Source organism: Micromonospora sp. WMMD964 (assembly GCF_029581455.1).
Classification (GTDB): Bacteria; Actinomycetota; Actinomycetes; order Mycobacteriales; family Micromonosporaceae; genus Micromonospora.
Map to the genome: position 1 here is coordinate 1,846,619 of NZ_CP120860.1, position 22,728 is coordinate 1,869,346.

The 22,728-nt window shown below is 70.9% G+C and carries 22 protein-coding genes and 1 pseudogene; 18 read left to right on the plus strand and 5 right to left on the minus strand.

The genetic code is table 11. From position 1 onward, the window contains the following. Positions 1-99 precede the first annotated feature (99 nt). The 5 genes from O7616_RS08700 (at position 100) to O7616_RS08720 (ending at position 4,803) form a co-directional block, all read left to right on the plus strand. A complete protein-coding gene (locus tag O7616_RS08700; protein WP_282262684.1) occupies positions 100-798 on the plus strand; it encodes a 50S ribosomal protein L25/general stress protein Ctc in 699 nt (232 codons plus the stop codon). Between the two features lie 94 nt (positions 799-892). Beyond that, positions 893-1,483 carry an aminoacyl-tRNA hydrolase gene (pth, locus tag O7616_RS08705; RefSeq protein ID WP_282262683.1) on the plus strand — a complete coding sequence of 197 codons (591 nt, stop codon included), beginning with the start codon at positions 893-895 and terminating at the stop codon, positions 1,481-1,483. Positions 1,484-1,663: 180 nt separating this feature from the next. Continuing rightward, positions 1,664-2,494 (plus strand): inositol monophosphatase family protein, encoded by an 831-nt coding sequence (locus O7616_RS08710; protein ID WP_282262682.1) that lies wholly within the window; start codon positions 1,664-1,666, stop codon positions 2,492-2,494. A 75-nt stretch (positions 2,495-2,569) separates the two neighbouring features. Then, complete coding sequence (gene cysD / locus O7616_RS08715; protein WP_282262681.1) at positions 2,570-3,481, plus strand: sulfate adenylyltransferase subunit CysD; 912 nt, start codon at positions 2,570-2,572, stop codon at positions 3,479-3,481. Positions 3,482-3,495: 14 nt separating this feature from the next. Beyond that, positions 3,496-4,803: a GTP-binding protein gene (locus tag O7616_RS08720; RefSeq protein ID WP_282264678.1), complete on the plus strand. Its 1,308-nt coding sequence runs from the start codon at positions 3,496-3,498 to the stop codon at positions 4,801-4,803. Between the two features lie 146 nt (positions 4,804-4,949). Here O7616_RS08720 and galK read toward each other — a convergent pair whose 3' ends face one another. Continuing rightward, on the minus strand, positions 4,950-6,119 hold the full coding sequence (gene galK / locus O7616_RS08725) for a galactokinase (protein ID WP_282306347.1): 1,170 nt from the start codon (positions 6,117-6,119) through the stop codon (positions 4,950-4,952). After that, positions 6,116-7,150: a UDP-glucose 4-epimerase GalE gene (gene galE, locus O7616_RS08730; RefSeq protein ID WP_282306348.1), complete on the minus strand. Its 1,035-nt coding sequence runs from the start codon at positions 7,148-7,150 to the stop codon at positions 6,116-6,118. The genes galK and galE overlap by 4 nt, the downstream gene beginning before the upstream one ends. Before the next feature lie 144 nt (positions 7,151-7,294). On the opposite strand from galE, the pseudogene O7616_RS08735 reads away from it, so the two are divergent. The 6 genes and pseudogenes from O7616_RS08735 to O7616_RS08760 all read left to right on the plus strand — a co-directional run. After that, a pseudogene (locus tag O7616_RS08735) lies at positions 7,295-8,248 on the plus strand (hemolysin family protein); the annotation flags it as partial. A 225-nt stretch (positions 8,249-8,473) separates the two neighbouring features. Further along, entirely contained in the window at positions 8,474-9,499 is a 1,026-nt protein-coding gene (trpS, locus tag O7616_RS08740; protein WP_282262676.1) for a tryptophan--tRNA ligase, read from the plus strand. A 24-nt stretch (positions 9,500-9,523) separates the two neighbouring features. Next, positions 9,524-10,093 (plus strand): 2'-5' RNA ligase family protein, encoded by a 570-nt coding sequence (locus tag O7616_RS08745; RefSeq protein ID WP_282306349.1) that lies wholly within the window; start codon positions 9,524-9,526, stop codon positions 10,091-10,093. Between the two features lie 78 nt (positions 10,094-10,171). Further along, positions 10,172-11,098, plus strand: coding sequence for a YhjD/YihY/BrkB family envelope integrity protein (locus O7616_RS08750; RefSeq protein ID WP_282306350.1), 927 nt, complete (start codon positions 10,172-10,174; stop codon positions 11,096-11,098). Continuing rightward, positions 11,098-11,484, plus strand: coding sequence for a GntR family transcriptional regulator (locus O7616_RS08755; RefSeq protein WP_088986419.1), 387 nt, complete (start codon positions 11,098-11,100; stop codon positions 11,482-11,484). Before O7616_RS08750 ends, O7616_RS08755 begins: the two co-directional genes overlap by 1 nt. Before the next feature lie 81 nt (positions 11,485-11,565). Then, positions 11,566-12,003 carry a hypothetical protein gene (locus O7616_RS08760; RefSeq protein ID WP_282262672.1) on the plus strand — a complete coding sequence of 146 codons (438 nt, stop codon included), beginning with the start codon at positions 11,566-11,568 and terminating at the stop codon, positions 12,001-12,003. Between the two features lie 12 nt (positions 12,004-12,015). Here the strand turns inward: O7616_RS08760 and O7616_RS08765 are convergent, their stop codons facing one another. From O7616_RS08765 to O7616_RS08775, 3 genes are all read right to left on the minus strand, one after another. Further along, a complete protein-coding gene (locus tag O7616_RS08765; RefSeq protein WP_282306351.1) occupies positions 12,016-12,387 on the minus strand; it encodes a VOC family protein in 372 nt (123 codons plus the stop codon). A gap of 286 nt (positions 12,388-12,673) precedes the next feature. Next, entirely contained in the window at positions 12,674-13,723 is a 1,050-nt protein-coding gene (locus O7616_RS08770; protein ID WP_282306352.1) for a LacI family DNA-binding transcriptional regulator, read from the minus strand. Between the two features lie 81 nt (positions 13,724-13,804). Next, positions 13,805-14,410: a TetR/AcrR family transcriptional regulator gene (locus tag O7616_RS08775; RefSeq protein ID WP_282306353.1), complete on the minus strand. Its 606-nt coding sequence runs from the start codon at positions 14,408-14,410 to the stop codon at positions 13,805-13,807. Between the two features lie 97 nt (positions 14,411-14,507). Between O7616_RS08775 and O7616_RS08780 the strand changes: the two genes are divergently transcribed. The 7 genes from O7616_RS08780 (at position 14,508) to O7616_RS08810 (ending at position 22,706) form a co-directional block, all read left to right on the plus strand. Further along, positions 14,508-15,515 carry a hypothetical protein gene (locus tag O7616_RS08780; RefSeq protein WP_282306354.1) on the plus strand — a complete coding sequence of 336 codons (1,008 nt, stop codon included), beginning with the start codon at positions 14,508-14,510 and terminating at the stop codon, positions 15,513-15,515. Between the two features lie 87 nt (positions 15,516-15,602). Continuing rightward, on the plus strand, positions 15,603-15,944 hold the full coding sequence (locus tag O7616_RS08785) for a hypothetical protein (protein WP_282262669.1): 342 nt from the start codon (positions 15,603-15,605) through the stop codon (positions 15,942-15,944). Between the two features lie 278 nt (positions 15,945-16,222). Further along, positions 16,223-17,290 carry a BMP family ABC transporter substrate-binding protein gene (locus tag O7616_RS08790; RefSeq protein ID WP_282307565.1) on the plus strand — a complete coding sequence of 356 codons (1,068 nt, stop codon included), beginning with the start codon at positions 16,223-16,225 and terminating at the stop codon, positions 17,288-17,290. Positions 17,291-17,539: 249 nt separating this feature from the next. Next, positions 17,540-19,087, plus strand: coding sequence for an ABC transporter ATP-binding protein (locus tag O7616_RS08795; RefSeq protein ID WP_348773877.1), 1,548 nt, complete (start codon positions 17,540-17,542; stop codon positions 19,085-19,087). Next, a complete protein-coding gene (locus O7616_RS08800) occupies positions 19,084-20,460 on the plus strand; it encodes an ABC transporter permease (protein ID WP_282306355.1) in 1,377 nt (458 codons plus the stop codon). The genes O7616_RS08795 and O7616_RS08800 overlap by 4 nt, the downstream gene beginning before the upstream one ends. A 3-nt stretch (positions 20,461-20,463) precedes the next feature. Beyond that, entirely contained in the window at positions 20,464-21,744 is a 1,281-nt protein-coding gene (locus O7616_RS08805; protein WP_282306356.1) for an ABC transporter permease, read from the plus strand. Between the two features lie 251 nt (positions 21,745-21,995). Continuing rightward, a complete protein-coding gene (locus tag O7616_RS08810) occupies positions 21,996-22,706 on the plus strand; it encodes a cytidine deaminase (protein ID WP_282306357.1) in 711 nt (236 codons plus the stop codon). Positions 22,707-22,728: the final 22 nt, after the last annotated feature.

Consider the following 22,728-nt stretch of genomic DNA (forward strand, 5'->3'; position numbering starts at 1 on the left):
TCCGGGCAGTCGTTCATGACGCATGAGCCCCAGCGAGCCCCTCGCCCCAGCACCGCCAGACGACAAGCCGCCGCAGCGAAAAGCATCAGGAGTTTCCCCGTGTCCGAGGTAAAGATCAGCGCCGAGCCCCGCACCGAGTTCGGCAAGGGTGGTGCCCGTCGTACCCGCCGGGCCGGCAAGGTGCCCGCCGTGCTGTACGGCCACGGCGAGAAGCCCAAGCACATCGCGCTGCCGTCGCGGGAGTTCGCCGCGGCGATCCGCAAGGGCGGTGCCAACCAGCTCTTCGCGATCGACATCACCGACGGCACCCAGGTGCTGGCGCTGCCGAAGGCGATTCAGCGTGACCCGATCCGCGACACCTTCGAGCACGTCGACCTGCTCCTGGTGCGCCGGGGCGAGAAGGTCACCGTCGAGGTTCCGGTCCAGCTGACCGGCGAGGCCGCGCGGGACACCCTGATCGTGCACGACCACGACACCCTCTCGGTGACCGCCGACGCGACCAAGGTGCCGGACCACTTGGAGGCGTCGATCGAGGGTCTGGAGGCGGGCACCCAGGTGACCGCCGGTGACGTCGAGCTGCCGGCCGGCGTCGAGCTGGCTGCCGACTCGGAGCTGACCGTCGCCTCGGTGACCGCCGCCCCCACCGCCGAGCAGCTCGAGGCGACGCTGCCCGAGGTCGAGGTGGCCACCGAGGAGGAAGAGGCCGAGGTCGGCGAGACCACCGAGGGCTCCGAGGGCGCGGACGCCGCTCCGGCCGCCGAGGGCGACGAGACCACCGAGGCGCGCACCGAGGCCTGATCGGTTCGTACTCTGCGACAGGCGTCCCCGGATGGTCGGGGGCGCCTGTCGGCGTATCGGGAGGTCACTGGATGGGCGTCGGGAGGGGCGGGTCGTGACGGACGAGGCGGGGCCGTGGCTGGTGGTCGGCCTGGGCAACCCCGGTCGGGAGTACGCGGGTAACCGGCACAACGTCGGCTTCATGGTGGCCGACCTGCTGGCCGGTCGGGTCGGTGCGCGGTTCGGGCGGCACAAGCGGGCGGTGGCCGAGGTGGCCGAGGCGCGGCTGGGCTTCGGTGGGCCGAAGTTGGTGCTGGTGAAGCCACTGACGTACATGAACCTCTCCGGTGGGCCGGTGGCGTCCCTGGCGCAGTTCTACAAGGTGCCGGCGGCGCAGGTGATCGCGGTGCACGACGAACTGGACATCTCCTACGGCCAGGTGCGGGTGAAGTTCGGCGGCGGCGAGGGCGGGCACAACGGCCTGCGGTCGATGTCGAAGTCGTTGGGCACGAAGGACTACGCCCGGGTGCGGTTCGGCGTCGGTCGACCGCCGGGGCGGCAGGACCCGGCGGATTACGTGCTGTCGGATTTCGGCGCGGCGGAGCGTAAGGAGTTGGATTTCCTGGTGGACCGGGCCGCCGACGTGGTGGAGTCGGTGGTCGTCAAGGGCGTGGAGCCGACGCAGAACCTCTACCACGGCAGTTGAGGTCGGGGCGGAAGGCCCCAGATCGGGACCTTTCGACCCGGTCCGGCCGGGCGGGGCGTACCGGATCGGAAACGCTGGGCCGGTAGTCTGCGCCTTTCGGCGTGCCGCGACCGGCGACGCGGGTCGCGGCGAATCGGCCTGTGCGGGCACGGGTCGCGGCGAGGCGACGGGAGCAGGCAGATGGGCAGTCCTCCGATGATCGACGGCGCGTTCGCCCGGTGGTTGGCGTCCCGCGCCGGGCAGGCGTTGCTCGACCTGCGTACGGAGATGGGCTTCGCGGACACCGGTGCGCTGAAGTCGGCCGGGGACAAGGTGTCGCACGACCTGATCCGCACGGAGTTGGCGAAATGGCGACCGGGCGACGCGGTGCTCTCCGAGGAGGACGAGGGGTCGCGGTTGGCCTGGGCGGCGGAGGTGAACACCGGGGCGGTGTCGCGGTTGACCGCCGACCGGGTGTGGATCATCGACCCGTTGGACGGCACCCGGGAGTTCTCCGAGGAGGGTCGTTCGGACTGGGCGGTGCACGTGGCGCTCTGGGCGCGTAGCGCGCCGACCCCGCACGGGCTGGTCGCCGGGGCGGTGGGGCTGCCGGCCCAGCACCGGGTGCTGGGCACTGACTACCCGCCGGCGTACCCGCCGATGACCGTGGAGGCGGCGACGGCCGGCGAGCGGAAGATCCGCCTGGCGGCGAGCCGGAGCCGGCCGCCGGTCTTCCTCACCGACCTGGCCGAGGACGTCGGGGCGCACCTGGTGCCGATGGGCTCGGCGGGAGCGAAGATCGCCGCCGTGGTCACCGGCGAGGTCGACGCGTACATCCACGCCGGTGGGCAGTACGAGTGGGACTCGGCGGCCCCGGTCGCTGTGGCGACGGCCACCGGACTACACGCTTCCCGGATCGACGGATCTGCGCTGAGATACAACGAGGCGGATCCGCGCCTGCCGGACCTCCTGGTCTGCCGCAAGGATCTCGCCACCCGGTTGCTTGCAGCGCTGCAGAGACATTCCGGGTAGCCTGAGCGGACTTTCTTGACATGCCCGACCGGAAAGGTCTGGAAATCGGATGAGCGAGCGAATCGAGCCGGCGTCATGACCACCCCGGCGGCGTACCGGGTCTCCCACCTGGACGCCCTGGAGGCGGAGAGCATCTTCGTGATGCGCGAGGTGGTCGCCGAGATGGAACGCCCGGTGCTGCTCTTCTCCGGCGGCAAGGACTCGATCGTCATGCTGCGGTTGGCGCAGAAGGCGTTCGCCCCGGCCAACATCCCCTTCCCCGTCATGCACGTCGACACCGGCCACAACTTCCCCGAGGTCCTGGAATACCGCGACCAGCGAGTCGCCGAGCTGGGGTTGCAGCTCGTCATCGCGAGCGTGCCGGACGCCCTGGCGAGCGGCATGGTCCGGGAGTCCGGCGACGGCATGCGCAACCGGATCCAGACGCCGGTGCTGCTGGACGCGGTGGAGAAGCACCGCTTCGACGCGCTCTTCGGTGGGGCGCGCCGGGACGAGGAGAAGGCCCGGGCGAAGGAGCGGGTCTTCAGCTTCCGTGACGAGTTCGGCCAGTGGGATCCGAAGAACCAGCGGCCGGAGCTGTGGTCGCTGTACAACGGCCGCCACCACCCCGGCGAGTCGATCCGGGTCTTCCCGCTGTCCAACTGGACCGAGCTGGACGTCTGGCACTACATCGCCCGGGAACGCATCCCGCTGCCCTCGATCTACTACGCGCACGAGCGTGAGGTGATCGAGCGGGACGGCATGCTCTACGCGGTCAACGAGTTCTTCCGCCCCCGGGCGGGCGAGGAGCGGTTCAAGGAGCAGGTGCGCTACCGCACCGTCGGCGACGCCTCCTGCACCGCCGCGGTCCGTTCCGACGCGGACACCGTGGAGAAGGTCATCGAGGAGGTGGCGGCCACCCGGATCACCGAGCGCGGCGCGACCCGTGGTGACGACCGGGTCAGCGAGGCCGCCATGGAGGACCGCAAGCGGGAGGGCTACTTCTGATGACCACCGAGACCATGGCGAATGCGGAGGACCGGGCTGTCACCGGGGCCGGGCCGGAGGCCCGGGCGATGGACCTGCTGCGGTTCGCCACCGCCGGCAGCGTGGACGACGGCAAGTCGACCCTGATCGGTCGCCTGCTCTACGACACCAAGTCGCTCTTCACCGACCAGTTGGCCGCGGTGGAGGCGGTCAGCGCGGCCCGCGGCGACGAATACACCAACCTGGCGCTGCTCACCGACGGCCTGCGCGCCGAGCGGGAGCAGGGCATCACCATCGACGTGGCGTACCGGTACTTCGCCACCCCACGGCGCAAGTTCATCATCGCCGACACCCCCGGGCACATCCAGTACACCCGCAACATGGTCACCGGTGCGTCCACCGCCGACCTGGCGCTGATCCTGGTGGACGCGCGCAAGGGCCTGGTCGAGCAGTCCCGTCGGCACGCGTTCCTGTGCTCACTGCTGCGGGTGCCGCACCTGGTCCTCTGTGTCAACAAGATGGACCTGGTGGACTGGTCGCAGGAGGTCTACGAGCGGATCGCCGACGAGTTCACCGCGTTCGCGGCGAAGCTCGACGTGCCCGACCTGACCGTGGTGCCGATCTCCGCGCTGCGCGGTGACAACATCGTCGCCCGGTCGGAGAACATGCCGTGGTACGAGGGTCCGTCGCTGCTGCACCACCTGGAGCGGGTGCACATCGCGAGTGACCGCAACCTGGTCGACGTCCGGTTCCCGGTGCAGTACGTGATCCGCCCGCAGTCCAAGACCGTCACCGACTACCGCGGGTACGCGGGCCAGGTGGCCTCCGGGGTGCTCAAGCCGGGTGACGAGGTGATGGTGCTGCCGTCCGGCTTCACCAGCCGGATCGCCGCCGTGGAGACCGCCGACGGTCCGGTCGCGGAGGCGTTCCCACCGATGTCGGTGACGGTACGACTGGACGACGAGATCGACATCTCCCGGGGTGACCTGATCTGCCGGCCGAACAACGCACCGGCGGTCGCCCAGGACATCGAGGCGATGGTCTGCTGGATGGACGAGACGGCCCCGCTGCGGGTCGGCGGCCGGTACGCGATCAAGCACACCACCCGGTCGGCGCGGGCGATCGTGCGCGGGTTGCACTACCGGTTGGACATCAACTCGCTGCACCGCGACGAGTCGGCCGACGAGCTGCGGCTCAACGAGATCGGTCGGGTGCGGCTGCGGACGACGGTGCCCCTGCTGGCCGACGAGTACCGGCGCAACCGCACCACCGGTGGCTTCGTCATCATCGACGAGACCACCAACCGCACGGTAGGCGCCGCCATGATCGTCGAAGCCGCCTAACCGACCCCACCCCGACCCCACCCCGCGTCCCCGCCCCACCCCACCCCGGGCCCCCGTTCCGCCCCCGGTGATCAAGAGGTTTGCGTCAGTCCGGGCTCGGATTCTGACGCAAACCTCTTGATCAACCGCTGCGGTCAGGGTCAGGGTCAGGGGAGGCGGGTGGCGCCGGGGGAGGGGAGGACCGTCACGGTGGTGGGGGCGGTGAAGCCTCGTTCGGCGTACGCGGCCGTGACGGCGGCGGCGACCTCGTCGGCGCGGTCGGCCTCGACCAGGGCGAGGACGCAGCCGCCGAAGCCGCCGCCGGTCATCCGGGCCCCCAACGCGCCGGCCGCCAACGCCGCCTCGACCGCGGTGTCGATCTCCGGCACGGTGATCTCGAAGTCGTCGCGCATCGAGACGTGTGAGGCCGTGAGCAGCGGGCCGATGTCACGGACCCGGGCGGCGCGGAGCAGCGCCACGGTGTCCAGTACGCGCTGGTCCTCGGTGACCACGTGCCGGACCCGTCGCCGGGTCTCCTCGTCGTCGAGCCGGGCCAGCGCCGCGTCGAGCTGGTCGACGCCGACGTCCCGTAGCGCGGCGACGCCGAGCGCACTCGCCCCGGCCTCGCAGGAACGGCGGCGGGCAGCGTACTCACCGTCGGCGTGCCGGTGCGGCGCCCGGCTGTCGACGACCAGCACCGCGAGCCCGGCGGCGTCCAGGTCGAACGGGATGTGCTCGACCGACTCGTCCCGGCAGTCCAGGAAGAGGGCGTGCCCGGCGCGGCAGCGGATCGCCGCGGACTGGTCCATGATTCCGGTCGGCGCACCGACGTAGACGTTCTCCGCTCGCTGCGCCAGCCGGGGTTGCCGCTCCGGCGGCAGCTCCAGCCCACCGAGGTCGAGCAGGGCGGCGAGCACCGCCGACTCCAGCGCGGCCGACGAGGACAGCCCGGAGCCCAGCGGGACGTCGGAGGTGATCGCCAGCCGGGCGCCCGGCACCGGGTGACCCGCCTCGCGGAGCGCCCAGACCACTCCGGCGACGTACGCGCCCCAGCCGGTCACCCGACCCGGCTCGGCGACCTCGTCCGCGCCGAAGGTGATCGTCTCGTCGGAGAGCTCGGACCACACCGTCCACTGCTCTCCGTCCTGCCGGTCGGCGGCGACGACGGTGCGCAACGGCAGCGCGAAGGGCAGCACGAACCCCTCGTTGTAGTCGGTGTGCTCGCCGATCAGGTTGACCCGGCCGGGAGCTGCCCAGCGCCCGGCGGCCTGGCCGTCGTAACGGCTGGTGAAGCCCTCGGCGGCCCGTGCGGCGACGTCGCCGTTCGGGCCGGTCACGACTGCCCCAGGATGTGCTCGCGGTAGAAGGCCCAGGCGTCGCCCACCATGTCGTGCAGGGTCGGCTTCCGGGGCGTCCAGCCCAGCTCGTCGTGGGCCAACGCGGAGGAGGCGACCAACTCGGCGGGGTCGCCCTCGCGGCGCGGTGCCACCTCGACCGGCACGGGTCGCCCGGTGACCTCCCGGACCACGTCGACGACCTGGCGGTTGCTGAAGCCGTTGCCGTTGCCGAGGTTGTAGATCCGGTGCTGACCCGGGGTGGCGGTGTCCAACGCCAGCAGGTGTGCCCGGGCGAGGTCGGCGACGTGGATGTAGTCGCGGACGCAGGTGCCGTCGACGGTCGGGTAGTCGTCGCCGAACAGCTGGAGCTTCTCCCGCCGACCGGCGGCGACCTCCAGCGCGATCGGGATCAGGTGCGTCTCCGGGTCGTGTCGTTCGCCGAGCGAGACGTCAGCGTCGAGGTGCGCGCCGGCCACGTTGAAGTAGCGCAGCGAGACGGCGGCGAGCCCGTGTGCGACGGCCTCGGAGGTGAGCGCCATGTCGACGGCGAGTTTGGTGGCACCGTACGTGTTGGTGGGTGCCTTGACGGCGGTCTCGGTGATGGGCAGCTCGGTGGGGTTGCCGTAGACGGCGGCGGTGGAGGAGAAGACCATCCGGGGCACCCCGGCGGCCCGGACCGCGTCGATCAGGGCGAGCGTGCCCACGGTGTTGTTCTGCCAGTACAGCTCCGGCTTGACCATCGATTCACCGGCGGCGATCAGGGCGGCGAAGTGCAGCACCCCGTCGAAGCCGGCGTCGGTGGTGACGATGCGGGCGGCCTCGTGGATGGGCGCCTCGACGTGGGTCGCATCCGGGGCGAGCGCCTCGCGGTGCCCGGTTCGCAGGTCGTCCAGGACGACCACCTGGTGGCCTGCGTCGAGCAGCATCCGGGTCACCACGCTGCCGATGAAGCCGGCGCCCCCGGTCACGAGCAGTTTCACGTCGTTGCCTCCCTGCCTGGCCCGCCCGGGACGTGGCCCTTCGGTGATCACCCTAAGGCGGCGGTCGGCACCCTCGCCGACCCGCCATCATCCCCATCTCACCATAATCTTTCACGATTAAACAGAGCCGAACATTCACGGTCCGGCCCGTCCGATCCCGGGTGCGATGGGCGAACGGTGTCTACCATCTCTGTCATGCGGGAAGCGCCCCGTACCGGGCTCCGGCGACGCGTGCGGGTGCCGCCCCGCCGCGATCCCGGTCCGCTCGCCCGGGCCGTCGCCCGCGTGCTGGTCCGCGCCGCAGATGGTGCCACCCGACTCGTCACCGACCTGCTCGGGGCCGGCCCGGCGGCAGGCCGCGAACGCATCTCCGAGGCCGAGCTGCGGGACCTGGTCGCGGCGAACACGGTGCTCGACCCGGACGAACGCCGGATCATCGACGAGGTCCTGGTGGCCGGTGCCAGCCTGATCCGGGAGGTGATGATGCCGCGCACCGAGGTGGTCTTCCTCCCGGCGCGGCTGACCATCGCCGAGGCCGCCCGACTGGTCCGCGCCGAGACGCACACCCGCTACCCGGTCACCGACGGCACCCACGACGACGTGGTCGGCTTCGTGCACCTCCGTGACGTGCTGCTGCGCCCGGACGCCGACCGGTGTCTCACCGTCGGCGAGCTGGCCCGGGAGGTGAAGCGGCTCCCCGGCAGCAAACGGGTGCTACCGGCGCTCACCGAGATGCGCCGGGAGGGCCAGCACCTGGCCGTGGTGGTCGACGAGTACGGCGGCACCGCCGGGATCGTCACCCTGGAGGACCTCATCGAGGAGTTGATCGGCGAGATCCACGACGAGTACGACGCGGCACCGGATCCGGTACACGACGGCCTGCCCGCCGTGGTGGACGGCCGCCTCAACCTCGCCGACTTCGCCGAACGGACCGGAGTGGCACTCCCCAGCGGCCCGTACGAGACGGTCGGGGGGTTCGTGATGGCGGCGCTGGGCCGGTTGCCGGTGGCCGGCGACGAGGTGCCGGTGACCGGTGAACTGAGCGAGGTCGCCGTGCCCGACCCCGCCGAACCGCCGGGCGGCTGGCTGCTGCGGGTGCTCACACTGGACGGCCGCCGGGTGGCCCGGATCGCGGTCTCCACCGTCCGGCTGTCCGAGCAGTGTCGCGAGCAGAGCGGAGGGTCGGCCCGGGAGGTCGGCCCCGGGCAGCCGCGGGAAACCATGGCCGGGCAGCACAGCCGGGTCGTCGTCGGGCCGACGCGCCGGGTCGGCGCGGGCGAACCACGCCAGGTCAGCAGCCCGACACCGGCGGGCCGGAGCCGACCCGCCGGCCCGTCATGACGGACCCGGTCGCTTGCTGACAGAATTGTCGCCATGTCCGACGTTCCCGCCCGCCCCCGCGTCTTCTCCGGCATCCAGCCGACGGCCGACTCGTTCCACCTCGGCAACTACCTGGGCGCGGTCCGGCACTGGGTGGCTCTCCAGGAGACCCACGACGCCTTCTACTGCGTCGTGGACCTGCACGCCATCACCGCGGGGCACGATCCGGCGCTGCTGCGTCAACGGTCCCGGGTGGCCGCCGCCCAGCTCTTCGCGGTCGGGCTCGACCCGGAGCGAAGCACCCTGTTCGTGCAGTCGCAGGTGCCCGAGCACCCCCAGCTGGCCTGGGTGCTCGGCTGCATCACCGGCTTCGGCGAGGCCAGCCGGATGACCCAGTTCAAGGACAAGTCGCAGAAGCACGGCAACGAGCGGTCCAGCGTCGGGCTGTTCACCTACCCGATCCTGCAGGCCGCCGACATCCTGCTCTACCAGGCCAACGCCGTGCCGGTGGGCGAGGACCAGCGCCAGCACCTGGAACTCTCCCGGGATCTGGCCCAGCGGTTCAACGCGACGTTCGGCCAGACGTTCACGGTGCCCGCGCCGCACATCGTCAAGGACACCGCGAAGATCACCGATCTTCAGGACCCGACGGCGAAGATGTCCAAGTCGTCGTCGTCACCGGCCGGCATCATCGACCTCCTGGACGACCCGGCGCGGTCGGCGAAGAAGATCCGCTCGGCGGTCACCGACACCGGCCGGGAGATCGTCTTCGACGCCGAGACCAAGCCGGGTGTGTCCAACCTGCTCACCATCCACTCGGCGCTCAGCGGGCGCGGCATCGACGAGCTGGTGGCCGCGTTCGCCGGCCGAGGTTACGGCGACCTCAAGAAGGAGTTGGCCGAGGTCGTCACCGACTTCGTCCGTCCGATCCAGGAGCGCACCCGCACCTACCTCGACGACCCGGCGCAGTTGGACAAACTGCTCGCCGGCGGTGCGGAGAAGGCCCGAGCGGTGGCCGCGACGACCCTGCGGTCGGCGTACGAGCGGGTCGGTTTCTTCGCGCCCGTCCGCGGCGAGTAGCTCCACGGACAGGTGAGCGGGTCGGTGGCCGGAGGGGCGGCGCGAAGCGTGGATCGCAGTGGCGGGGTTTCGCCGACCGGCGACACCACCCAGATCGGCATCGCGGTGGACATTCCCGAGCCGTGGGGTGGCCTGCTCACCCGGCGACGGGTCGAGGCCGGTGACCCGCTCGCGGTGCCCGCACATGTGACGTTGCTGGGGCCCACCGAGATCCAGACGGCCACCCTGCCGACAGTCGAGCGGCATCTGGCCGCCGTCGCCGCCGCGCACCTGCCGTTCACGTTGCACCTGCGAGGCACCGGCACGTTCCGCCCGGTCACCCAGGTGGTGTTCGTCGCGGTGGCGGCCGGGATCAGCGAGTGCGAGCTGTTGGCCGCCGCCATCGCCGCCGCGCCGGGTCTGCATCGCCAGGCGCGCTTTCCGTACCATCCGCACGTCACCGTGGCACAGGACGTGGCACCGGAGGCTCTGGACAAGGTGTACGAGGACCTGGCCGACTTCTCCGCGATGTTCGAGGTCGACGCGTTCACCCTGTTCTCGCACAGCGGGCAGGCCCGGTGGCAACCGCGCCGGGATTTCCGCCTCGGCGACTGACCGTCGGCGACGCGCCGATCGGCAAGCATCGTCAGCCGGTTGCCGACACAGCAGTGGGAGATCGGCGAGGATGATCGCGTGAACGTGATCGGCCGGATCGAGGCGGGCATCGACCGCTGGGTGAGCGCCGCGCGCCACCGGTCGGGGATCTTCGACCACGTGTGGCGGGCCGGCACGCTGTACGCCGACGTGTTGGCCGGGCGGTTGGCCGCTGCGATCGCCTATTACGGCTTCTTCGCGGTGTTCGCCCTCGCCCTCGTCGCGTACTCCGTCTTCGGGGCGATCCTCGAGGACAACGACGAGGTCAGCGCGGCGGCAGCCGACTTCCTCAAGGACAATCTGCCGTTCCTGGACGCCCAGCAGATCGCCAACTCCAGCAACACGGTCGGCGTGGTCGGCCTCGTCATCCTGGTCTTCACCGGCATCGGGTGGGTGGAGGCGATCCGGTCCTCGCAACGGTTGATGTACCAGCTCAACCAGCAGCCGGGCAATCTGGTGATCCGACGGCTGGTCGACCTGGGTGTGATGATCGGCGTCTTCGTGCTGCTCGGCGTCTCGGTCGCGGCGGTGGACGCGTTGGAGTCGCTGCTGCGTTTCCTGCTGCGCAGCACCGGGTCGGTCGGTCTGACCACGATCAGCGCCGTCCTCAGCGTGCTGGTCAACGCGGTGCTCGCCACCGCGTTGCTCCTCGCGGTGCCCCGGCTGCGGATGAGCAGGTCCCGGTTGCGCCCGGTGGTGCTGCTGGTGGCGGTCGGCATCACGCTGCTGAACACCGTCGGGCGGTACTACGTGGTGCGTACCGAGCGCAATCCGGCGTACACCGTGGTGGCCGGTGCCGTCGGTCTGCTGCTCTATCTCTACCTGCTCAACCAGTTGGTGTTGTTCGGTGCGGCGCTCCTCGCGACCTCCTCGAGCGGGCGGGTGGTGGACCTGGCGGAGGCCGCCGCCCCGCCGAGGGACGTGGACGAGGACACCGACCCCGGTACGCCGGGCGGTGCGGGCTGATGACAGAAGGTGCAGAGGTGCTGATCTCGGTTGACCCGGACTCGTCGGTGCCCCCGTACGAGCAGGTGCGCGGGCAGCTCGCCGAGCTGATCGGCGACGGCCGGTTGCCGGTCGGCAGTCGACTCCCCACCGTTCGGCAGCTCGCCGCCGACCTGCGGTTGGCCGCGAACACGGTGGCCCGGGCGTACCGGGAGTTGGAGGCGGCGGGGCTGCTGGAGACCCGGGGACGCAACGGCACCTTCGTCGCCCCCGGCCGCGACGACGCCGTCGACCGGTTGCAGCGGGCGGCGGCCGGGTACGCGGCCGAGGCGGCTCGCCTCGGTGTGGCGCCGGCCACCGCGCTCGCTCTGGTCCGCGCAGCCCTGGATGCCGCCCGCCCTGGCTGACCGACCACCGATCGACCGCCGGACGGGCGGTAACTGCGCCGAAAGGCGTCGTGAATCGTGTTCGCGGACCATGATGAGCCGGTGGGCGCACTCATGACACTGGACCTGCCGGCGGACTCACCGCTCCTCGGCCTGCCGTGGATCATCACCTTCGGTCCACTCGGTGACCTCGACGAGTGGGAGCCGGTGGTCTGCGGGCCCTACGAGCGGCCGCACGCGTTGGCGTTGGCCGAGGCGGTGGTGGCCGAGGAGCAGTTGATGGCCGTGGTGGAGCCGTTGCTGCCGGCGCTGTCGGCCGACGAGATCCGCAGCGAGATCGCCGCCGCGCAGGTCGCCGCCGAGGACGAGGCCCGTCAGACGGAGGGGGCCGACCTCTACGGCGACTTCGAGGACGTGATCGACGAGGAGTTGGACGCCGCCGCCGACGAGGCGGGGCACGGGGAGCCCGTCGAGCCGCCGAACGAGGCCGAGGTGCGGGCCGGCTTCACCCGGATCGCGGCGCTGCTGACCGCGAAGTGATCCGAGGGGCGGTCAGCGGGTCGGGGCGGCGTCCAGCACGCAGAACTCGTTGCCCTCGGGGTCGGCGAGCACCGTGAATCCTTCGGCGCCGGTCTGCCCGACGTCGATGCGTCGCGCGCCGAGGTCCACCAACCGTCGTACCTCGGCCTGCGGATCGGTGTCGGCGACCAGGTCGAGGTGTAGACGGTTCTTGCCCCGCTTGGTCGTGCCGGATCCCTGCAACCAAATGGTGGGGGCTGCCGCGGACGCCTGGCCCGCCGGCCACAACCTGGCGCTGCCGTCGTCGCCCTGCTCGACCTGGTAGCCGAGCGCCGCCGACCAGAACGCGACCATCAGGTCCCGGTCCTCTACGTCGATCGTGCACTGTGCCACCCGTACCACCATGGGTCACCTCCGCAGCGTCGGTGCCTCGTGCGGTACCCGGGGTGGCGGCGGCGCACACATCGGCCCAGACGGACACCGGCGCCGCGCGGAGTCGAATCCGCGTGGCGCCGGTACCACCTCGCCCCCCACCACAAGGGGCCGGCAGCCCAGTCGCCCGTCGGCGCGGGGCACGACGGACGACCAGGTCGGGAACGAGGTACCCGCTGAGCGCCGTTCCAACCAGGCGTCCGCGCGGCGGGCGACGACCTGCCGGCCGGACCGGGCGTCGAAGGTGTGGGCCGGCAGGCTAGGCGGACCTCGCGTAGGGGAGCCGCCGCGCGGGGTTCGGGACGACCGCGGTGGAGCCGCGCACCACCAGTTCCGGGCGGAACAGGTACTCCGAGTGCGGGGCGCCGTGCCCGTTGATCTCGTCCACCAGGGCCCGGACGGCGGCCACCGCCATCGCGGTGACGGGCTGCCGCATGGTGGTCAGCGGCGGGTCGGTGAACGCCATCAGTGGTGAGTCGTCGTAGCCGACCACGGAGAGGTCATCGGGGACGCCGAGGCCGCGTTGGCGGGCCGCCCGGATCGCGCCGAGCGCCATCAGGTCGGAGCCGCAGACGATGCCTGTGACGCCCCGGTCCAGCAGGCGACCGGCCGCCGCCTCGCCACCCTCCACACCGAACAGCGACAACTCGGCCAGCGGGCCCAGTTCGGATTCGGCGACACCGGTCAGACGGGTCATCGCCGAGCGCCAGCCGGCCGCCTTGCGTTGCACGGGGACGAACCGGTCCGGGCCGGTGATCAGGCCGATCCGTCGGTGCCCGAGCGCCACCAGGTGCGCGACGGCCAGCTCGGCCGCCTCCCGGTCGTCGCAGGAGACGAAGGGGGCGGCGATGCCGGGTACGTATCCGTTGATCATCACGACCGGCAACGGTCGGGCGAGCAGCGCCCGGTAACGGTCGTGGTTCGCGGCGGCGTCGGCGTGCAGACCGGAGACGAAGACGATCCCGGAGACCTGCCGGTCCAGCAGCATCTCCACGTACTCGTCCTCGGTCACCCCACCGGCGGTCTGGGTGCAGAGCACCGGTGTGAAGCCGCTCTGCGCCAGGGTCGACTCGATGACCTGGGCGAAAGCGGGGAAGATCGGGTTGTCCAGCTCCGGCACCACCAGGCCGACCAGGCCGGCGCTGCGTTTACGCAGTCGGGCCGGGCGCTCGTAGCCGAGCACGTCGAGCGCGGTGAGGACGGCCTGGCGGGTCTCCGAGGCCACGCCGGGGCGGTCGTTGAGCACCCTCGACACCGTCGCCTCGCTGACGTCGGCCTGCTGGGCGATGTCGGAGAGGCGAGCGCGCATGGCGGCACTGTATCCGCAAGCTCTCCCGATGCCATCCCGGCGACGGGCGTCTACCGGTCGCCGATCTCCGTCGTCACGGTCTCAGGACGATCGCGGGGTCGCCCCGAGCAGCGCGCCCACCCCGGTCAGGTATGTCGCGCGGTCCGGGACGCCGGTCAGCAGGCGCTGGATGAACCAGCCCGGGACGAGGCCGAACAACGCCGCTCCGGCGGCCTCCGGGTCGGCCTCGGCGGGGAGTTCGCCGGAGCGTTGGGCCCGTCGGACCAGGGCCGTGAAGTGCTCTCGGAACCCGCTGTACGTCTCGGCGACGAAGGCGGCCAGTGCCGGGTCGCGCTGGGACTCGCCCCAGACCTGGATCGCGATGCGCAGCGCGCCGTCCTCGTCGAGCTGGGTCTCGATGTACGCGAGCACCCGGTCGAGCACCGCCAGCAGCGGCAGCGGCGGGTCCTGCCGGGTCACCTCGGTGAGCACCTGGCCCGCACCTCCGATCGCCTGCTCGGCGATGGCGTTGATCAGATCGGTCTTGCTCGGGAAGTAGCGGTAGACGGCGCCCACCGAGAGCCCGGCCTCGGCGATCACGTCCTGCATGGAGGTGCGGTGGAAGCCCTCCCGCAGGAAGCAGCGTCGGGCGGCCTCGACGATCTGCCGACGGCGGGCGGTGCGGTGTTCTTCCGAGATCCGTGGCACGTCCCCCAGTGTAAAGCGAACGTTCGTTCTTGACAGATCGACGGCGTGCGGCGCACGCTGTGTTTAGAGAACGAGCGTTCGTTTTTAGGAGACCGCCATGTCCGCGTCACCCACCCACAGCCGCTCACCATTGCGGCTCGCCCTCCTGGTCGCCCTCCTGGCGGTGGCGATGCAGGCGCTGCTCGTACCACTCTTCGCCGCCCCGGCGGCCCACCTCGCCCCCCGCGACCTGCCGATCGCCGTCGCCGGGCCGGCGTCGGTGACCGGCGACCTGGCCGACCGACTCGCCGCGGCCCGGCCCGGCGCATTCGCGGTGGCCGACCTGCCGGACGCCGAGGCGGCCGACCGGGCCCTGCGTGACCGCGAGGTGTACGCGGCGTTCGTCGTCGGACCGCAGGGTGTCGCCCTGCACACCGCACCGGCCGCCAGCCCGACGGTCGCCGCGCTGCTCGCGGAAGCGGCCGGGCAGCTCTCCGCCGGTCGTCCGGTCCCGGTGGTGCCGGTGGTGCCCGCCGACCCGGACGACCCCCGGGGCGCCGGTTTCGCCGCCGGCTTCCTGCCGTTCGCGATGACCAGCCTGCTGGCCGGCGCGTTGCTGACGGTGCTCGTGCGCCGACGGGCCGCCCGGCTGGCCGGGCTGGCGGCCTACGCCGTGCTGGCCGGGGTGGCGGGCGTCGTCGTGCTGCACGACTGGCTCGGCGTGGTCGACGGGGGTCGACTCGTCGAGGGTGCCGTGATCGGGCTCTTCGCGCTCGCCGCCGCGGCGACCGTCGCCGGGCTGGGTGCGGTGCTCGGCCGACCGGGGATCGGGCTCGGCGCGCTGCTGGTGTTCCTGGTCGGCAACCCCCTCTCGGCCGTCTCGGCCGCCCCCGAACTGCTGCCGCAGCCGTGGGGCGAGGTCGGGCAGTGGCTGCCGGTCGGTGCGGGCGGCACCGCGCTGCGCTCGGCGGCCTTCTTCGACGGTGCCGGCGCCGGTCGGGCAGCGGCGATTCTCGCCGGGTACGCGGTGGTGGGGATGCTCCTGGTGCTGCTCGCCCGGCGGGCCGGGTCGACGCCGGCGGCCGGCGGTCCGGCAGAGGTCGAACGCTCCGAGGTGGTCGCGTAGACCGGGTGACCGGCGGGGCGGGCTCGGACACGCCACGCCGGCCGACCCCCTACTACAAACCGTCGTTGATAGGAGAGGATGTGCGGCGTGGAAGCACTTCGACTAATCCTCCTCTATGTCCATCTGATCGGCTTCGCCCTGCTGCTCGGCGGCTCGATCGCCCAGTACGTCAGCGGCCCGATCCGGATCAACCAGGCCATGCTCTGGGGAGCGGTGATCCAGCTGCTGACCGGGCTCGGGCTCTCCGCCCCGCTCCGCGACGGCGACGAGCCGGCACCCGCGAAACTTGTGACGAAGCTGGTGATCGCTCTGCTGATCTTCGTCATGGTCTTCTTCTCCCGGAAGCGGGACGTGGTGAACCGAGGCCACTTCCTGGCAATCGTCGGCCTGACCCTGGTCAACGCGGCGGTCGCGGTCTTTTGGCGGTAACGTCCGGGGAGGGGACCGCCCCCCGAGAAACGGACGTTGCGGACGCCTTGGCGCTCGGTTACCAGCACGAAGAGTGACGTGCCCCACGCAAGGGTTACACCCGGGTAACAGGCGCTCAACAGTCGTGCACGATTGTCGGCCGGTGGGTGGGCGCGGGCGTACGCTCCCGTCCGTAACGTGGGACAGCCGGCGGCACACCCGCAGGCCGGCTGATGGGCTGCCACCGCACAAGGCGCGGTGAGCAATGGGAAGGAGACGTCTTGCGCTCGGTGCGTGGGATGCGGATCGCCTCGATTATCGCGGTGGGTGGGCTCGCGCTCACCGCCGCCGCTTGTGGCGAGGCCCCCGAGGATGACAACAACGCCGGCAGTGGCGCCAAGAAGTTCAGCGCCTGCATGGTGACCGACGTCGGCGGCATCGACGACAAGTCGTTCAACGCCTCGGCCTGGAAGGGTCTGCAGGAGGCCAAGGCCGCCAACGACAACATCGACATCAAGTTCGTCGCGTCGAAGGCCGAGGCCGACTACGAGCCGAACCTGACGCAGTACGTCAACCAGAAGTGCAACTTCATCCTCGCGGTCGGTGGCCTGATGGCCAACGCCACCTCGAAGATCGCCAAGGCGAACCCGAACCAGGAGTTCGGCATCGTCGACGCGAACCCGGGTGACGCCAACGTCTACCCGATGCAGTTCGACACCGCCCAGGCCGCGTTCCAGGCCGGTTACCTGGCTGCCGGGATGAGCAAGTCCGGCAAGGTGGCCACCTACGGCGCGCTGCCGATCCCGCCGGTGACCATCTTCATGGACGGCTTCGTCGACGGCGTGGCGTACTACAACAAGACCAAGAACAAGAACGTCCAGGCGCTGGGCTGGAACAAGGAGACCCAGAAGGGCTCCTTCACCAACGACTTCGCCAAGCAGGACGAGGGCAAGAAGGTCTCCGACGCGCTGGTCGCCCAGGGCGCGGACATCATCATGCCGGTCGCCGGCGGCTCCGGCCTCGGCACCACCGCCGCGGCCAAGGCGTCGGGTGGCAAGTACAACACCATCTGGGTGGACGTCGACGGCTGCGAGAGCACCCCGGACTGCTCGGCGATCATCACCACCGTGGTCAAGAACATCCCGGAGGCCGTCAAGGAGGCCGTGGTGAAGGCCGCGGCCGGTGACAAGCTGCCGGCCAAGCCGGGCTTCGTCGGCACCCTGGCCAACAACGGTGTCTCGATCGCCCCGTACCACGACTTCGACAGCAAGGTCCCGGCCGAGCTGAAGGCCGAGGTCGACAAGATCAAGGCGGACATCGCCGCCGGCACCATCACCGTCACCTCGAAGGCCCAGCCGACCAAGTGACAACCGGCCGCCTCCTCCGATGAGATCATCGGGGAGGTCGGCGGGAGACAGGTACGACCGATCGGCCGCTTCGGCCCTGCGGGTGACCGTGGGGTCGGAGCGGCCGATCGCGCACCACGTCGGCCGGGCCGGTCCGGCCGGGCAGACGGCAGCTAGGCTGCACCATCGCTCGCACTCCAGGAGGTTGCGCTGAGACTCGAACTGCGCGGCATCACCAAGCGGTTCGGTGATCTGGTCGCCAACGACCACATCGACCTGACGGTGGAGCCTGGAGAGATTCACGCCCTGCTCGGCGAGAACGGCGCGGGCAAGTCGACCCTGATGAACGTGCTCTACGGGCTCTACCAGCCCGACGAGGGCGAGATCCTGGTCGACGGCGAGCCGCTGAAGCTGAGGGGCCCGTCCGACGCGATCGGCGCCGGGATCGGCATGGTGCACCAGCACTTCATGCTGGTGCCGGTGTTCACCGTCGCCGAGAACATCATGCTCGGCGCCGAGCAGACCCGGGGCGGCATCGCCGGTTTCCTGGACCGGCGTCGCGCCCGGCGCGAGGTCGCCGAGGTGTCCGAGCGCTACAACCTGCGCGTCGACCCGGACGCGGTGATCGAGGACCTGCCGGTCGGCATCCAGCAGCGAGTCGAGATCGTCAAGGCGCTCACCCGCGACGTCGACCTGCTCATCCTGGACGAGCCGACCGCGGTGCTCACCCCGCAGGAGACCGAGGAGCTGCTGACGGTCATGCGGTCGCTCAAGGCGGCCGGCAAGTCGATTGTCTTCATCACCCACAAGCTCGGCGAGGTCAAGGCCATCGCCGACCGGATCACGGTGATCCGACGCGGCAAGACCGTCGGCACCGCCTCACCGGAGGCCAGCCGCGACGAGTTGGCCGCGCTGATGGTCGGGCGCAACGTCCGGCTCACCGTGGACAAGGCCCCGGCCACCCCGGGCGAGCCGGTCCTGGAGGTCGCCGGTCTGGTCGTCGACGACGACCGGCAGATCCGCGCGGTCGACGGGGTGGACCTGACCGTGCGCGCGGGTGAGGTGCTCGGCGTCGCGGGCGTACAGGGCAACGGACAGACCGAGCTGATCGAGGCGATCATGGGCCTGCGGCCGGTGCTCGCCGGCACGGTCAGCCTGGCGGGCGAGCGGATCGACGGCTGGAAGCCCAAGAAGGTGCTCCGGGCGGGCGTCGGTTACGTGCCCGAGGACCGCAGCGTGGACGGCCTGGTCAAGGAGTTCAGCGTCGCGGAGAACCTGGTGCTGGACATCTACGACCGTCCGCCGTTCGGCGCCGGGCTCGCGCTGAAGCCGGACGCTATCGCGGCCTCCGCGAAGGAGCGGATCGAGCAGTTCGACGTCCGCACCTCATCCGCCGACGCGGCGGTGGGCACCCTCTCCGGCGGCAACCAGCAGAAGGTGATCGTGGCCCGGGAGCTGTCCCGGCCGCTGAAGCTCTTCATCGCCGCCCAGCCGACCCGTGGCGTCGACGTCGGGTCGATCGAGTTCATCCACAGCCAGATCATCCACGAGCGCGACATCGGCACCGCCGTCCTGGTGGTCTCCAGCGAACTCGACGAGGTCATCGGTCTGGCCGACCGGATCGCCGTGATGTACCGCGGTCGGATCATCGGCATCGTCGGCCCGGACACCCCGCGCGAGGAGATCGGCCTGTTGATGGCCGGCATCAGCCCGGACGCCGCGCACGAGGCCGTCGCGGCACCGGCCGACAGCGAGCCCGACGCGGCAGACGGGCACCCGGCGAGCGACGCAGGCTCCGCGAGCGAGGACAAGGCATGAGCGACTCCCCCAACCCGCAGTCGGGTTCGCCGGACAAGGAGCCGGCGAGCGAGGCGCAGGCCGCGCAGAACACGCTCGGCAACACCGAACGGGCCGAGGTGGCGACCCAGCCGGACCGCTCCACCTCGAAGCCGGGGGAGGGCCCGGAGCCGAAGCCCAGCCTGGGCCGGTTGTTCCTGGACAACCTCTGGGCGGCCAACACCTTCACGGTGACGCTGCTGTCGTTGGTGCTGGCGATCGTGGTCGGCGCGGTGCTGATGATCGTTTCCGATCCGGCGGTGCTGTCCACGTACTCGTACATCACCTCGCGCCCGTCCGACGCGATCAACTCCAGTTGGACGTTGGTCAGCGAGGCGTACGCGAACCTGTTCAAGGGCTCGGTGTTCGACCCCGAGGCGTTCACCGGCTGGTTGAACGGCTCCAACGGGTGGGAGCCGGTGCTCGCGCCGATCTCGGAGACGCTCACCTACAGCGCGCCGCTGGTCTTCACCGGCCTGTCGGTGGCGTTGGCCTTCCGGGGCGGCCTGTTCAACATCGGCGCGCAGGGTCAGGCCACCATCGGCGTGATCATCGCGGCGCTGGCCGGCTTCCTGCTGCCGTTGCCGCCCGGCCTGCACCTGCTGGTGGCGGTGCTGGCCGGCGCGCTCGGCGGGGCGATCTGGGGGTTCATCCCCGGCATCCTCAAGGCCCGCGCCGGTGCGCACGAGGTGATCAACACGATCATGCTCAACTACGTCGCGACGTACTTCCTCACCTGGTTGATCGTGCAGAACGGCGTACAGGACCCGACCCGTACCGACGCGATCAGCAAGGCGGTGGACCCCTCCGCCCAACTGCCCCGACTGCTCGGCGACAACCTGCGGGTGCACGCGGGAATCCTGCTCGCCGTGCTGGCCACCTGGGCGGTCGCCTGGCTGCTGAACCGGTCGACGCTCGGCTTCGAGCTGCGGGCGGTCGGCGCCAACCCGGACGCCGCTCGCACCGCCGGCATCAGCGTCACGCGGACGTACATCCTGATCATGGTCTTCGCCGGCATCCTGGCGGGTCTCGGCGGTTCGAACATGGTGCTCGGCTCCACCGCCAGCGCGTTGACCCCGCTGGTGGTCGCGCAGATCGGCTTCGACGGCATCCTGGTGGCGCTGCTCGGGCGGGTGAAGCCCTGGGGTGTGCTGCTGGCCGCGCTGCTGTTCGGGGCGTTGCAGGCCGGAGGTAACCGGATGCAGTCGTACTCCGGGATCTCGCTGGAGCTGGTGACCGTGCTCCAGGCGCTGATCGTCATCTTCATCGCCGCGCCGGCCCTGGTGAAGGCGATCTTCCAGCTCCGGGCCGCACGCGCCGCCCGGTTGCAGACGAGCCTGGCGAAGGGCTGGTAACTCATGTCCACCATGGCTGTCCCCGACATCGCCGTCGCACCCGTCGACGAGGGTTTCTGGACCCGTAACCGCAAGGTCGGCATCACGCTGCTGGGGCTCGGCCTGCTGGCGGCGGTGCTCTTCGGTGCGCTCGCCACCGACCAACAGGCCCGGTTCACGCTCAGCGACGACGCGGCCGGCACCGCACTGGAGATCAACGGCACGATCGGGGCGATCCTGTTCGGGATCATCACGATCGCCGCCGGCGCGGCGCTGCTCGCCGGTGTGCCGAAGCGGTGGTTCCTCCCCGTGCTCGGCGTCGGGCTCATCGCCTTCGTGCTCTCGTTCCTCTGCTGGCAGGTGTCCGCCGCGCCGGCCGGGCAGAACTTCATGCCGCTGGTCAACATCATTCGGGGTACGTTCATCCTGGCCCTGCCGTTGATCTTCGGTGCGCTCGCCGGTGTGCTCTGCGAACGCTCCGGCGTGGTCAACGTGGCGATCGAGGGCCAACTGCTGATGGGTGCCTTCAGTGGCGCCCTGTTCGGCAGCATCTCCGGCAGCGTCTGGGTGGGCCTGGTCGCCGCCGCCATCGGTGGCGCGTTCATCTCGCTGCTGCTGGCCGTCTTCGCCATCCGCTACCTGGTCGACCAGGTCGTCATGGGCATCGTGCTGAACCTGCTGGCGGTCGGCGTCACCGGCTTCCTCTACGAGCGGCTCATGCAGACCGACGCGGCGAAGTACAACAGCGCGCCCCGCTTCAGCAACTGGGAGATCCCGCTGCTGAAGGACATCCCGGTGCTCGGGCCGGCGCTGTTCCGCGGCAACATCTTCCTCTACCTCGGGCTGCTGCTCGTGCTGGTGATCCACATCGGGCTCTTCCGCACCCGGTGGGGTCTGCGTACGCGCTCGGTCGGCGAGCACCCGATCGCCGCCGACACGCTCGGCGTCAAGGTGCTGCGGATCCGCTACCGCAACGTGCTGCTGGCCGGAGTGGTCGCCGGGATCGGCGGCGCGTCGTACACCCTCGCGCTCTACTCGTTCACCAAGAACATGATCGGCGGTAAGGGCTTCATCGCCCTGGCCGCGCTGATCTTCGGCCGGTGGAACCCGACCGGTGCGCTGCTCGCCGCGCTGTTCTTCGGCTTCGCCGACCAGCTCGCCACCTACCTGGGCGCGATCAGCAGTTCGATCCCCAGCCAGTTCCTGGCCATGTTGCCCTATCTGGCGACCATCCTGGCCGTCGCCGGGCTGGTCGGCCGGGTGCGCGCACCGGCGGCCGACGGTAAGCCGTACATCAAGGGCTGACGCCCGAGCCGTGCCCGGCGGGCCTTTCCGCCGGGCACGCTTCGTGCGCCGTCCAGCCCTCCCACACGTTCTTCCATGGTCAAGTGATGAGAAGTAGGCGTCAGAGGCGTCTCTCACCTACTTTTCATCACTTGATCACGAAGGCGGGAGCGCGAGCGGGAGCGAATGCGGGAGTGGGGAGTCAAGCGGGAGTGGGAGTGGGCGGGAGCCCTGCCCGCTTCTGACCTGGGCTACTTCGGCAGAATGGCAGCATGACCGACATTGACTGGGCGCGGTTGCGCGCCGCCGCGACCGACGCGATGCGGCACGCCTACGCGCCGTACTCGACGTTCCCGGTGGGTGCCGCCGCGCTGGTCGACGACGGCCGCGTGGTGGTGGGTTGCAACGTGGAGAACGCCGCGTACGGTGTGACGCTCTGCGCCGAGTGTGGGGTGGTCTCCAGCCTGCACGCCACCGGCGGCGGTCGACTCGTCGCGCTGTCCTGCGTCGACGCCACCGGCCAGCCGCTGATGCCGTGCGGTCGCTGCCGCCAGTTGCTCTGGGAGCACGGCGGCCCGGAGTGCCTGATCGAGACCAAGGGCGACCCGCTGCGGATGGCCGAGTTGCTGCCGCACGCCTTCGGCGTGGAGGACCTGGAAGCCGTCACCGGGGAGACGCCGGTGCCGGTGGTGCCGGAGCGGCTGGCCGCATGGCGTGGGCGCGGCACCGTCTTCGTGCACGCCGACCTGTCCGCCGGCCGGCAGGTCTGGACGGCGTACTGGGAACGCTCGGCCGGGGACGACGCGGGCGCCGAGACCGGTGTGCTGGAGGAGGCGCCGAGCTGGGATGATCCGGCCGAGGCGATCACCTGGGGGATGGCCCGCACGCCCCGGGTCGTGGTGGTGGACGAGACCGGCACGATCTTCTGGGCCGGTGAGGGTGAGCCGCCTGCGGAGATCCCGGTGCGCTGGTCTGCTTCTTGAGGTTGAGGGCGGGGGCCGACCG

Excerpts from the sequence above, each read along its gene's own strand:
- cysD (WP_282262681.1), top strand. The coding sequence starts at position 2,570 with ATGACCACCCCGGCGGCGTACCGGGTCTCCCACCTGGACGCCCTGGAG.
- O7616_RS08780 (WP_282306354.1), top strand. The coding sequence starts at position 14,508 with ATGTCCGCGTCACCCACCCACAGCCGCTCACCATTGCGGCTCGCCCTC.
- O7616_RS08710 (WP_282262682.1), top strand. The coding sequence starts at position 1,664 with ATGGGCAGTCCTCCGATGATCGACGGCGCGTTCGCCCGGTGGTTGGCG.
- trpS (WP_282262676.1), top strand. The coding sequence starts at position 8,474 with ATGTCCGACGTTCCCGCCCGCCCCCGCGTCTTCTCCGGCATCCAGCCG.
- O7616_RS08765 (WP_282306351.1), bottom strand. The coding sequence starts at position 12,387 with ATGGTGGTACGGGTGGCACAGTGCACGATCGACGTAGAGGACCGGGAC.
- O7616_RS08810 (WP_282306357.1), top strand. The coding sequence starts at position 21,996 with ATGACCGACATTGACTGGGCGCGGTTGCGCGCCGCCGCGACCGACGCG.
- O7616_RS08770 (WP_282306352.1), bottom strand. The coding sequence starts at position 13,723 with ATGCGCGCTCGCCTCTCCGACATCGCCCAGCAGGCCGACGTCAGCGAG.
- O7616_RS08805 (WP_282306356.1), top strand. The coding sequence starts at position 20,464 with ATGTCCACCATGGCTGTCCCCGACATCGCCGTCGCACCCGTCGACGAG.
- O7616_RS08755 (WP_088986419.1), top strand. The coding sequence starts at position 11,098 with ATGACAGAAGGTGCAGAGGTGCTGATCTCGGTTGACCCGGACTCGTCG.
- O7616_RS08790 (WP_282307565.1), top strand. The coding sequence starts at position 16,223 with ATGCGGATCGCCTCGATTATCGCGGTGGGTGGGCTCGCGCTCACCGCC.
- O7616_RS08720 (WP_282264678.1), top strand. The coding sequence starts at position 3,496 with ATGGCGAATGCGGAGGACCGGGCTGTCACCGGGGCCGGGCCGGAGGCC.
- O7616_RS08800 (WP_282306355.1), top strand. The coding sequence starts at position 19,084 with ATGAGCGACTCCCCCAACCCGCAGTCGGGTTCGCCGGACAAGGAGCCG.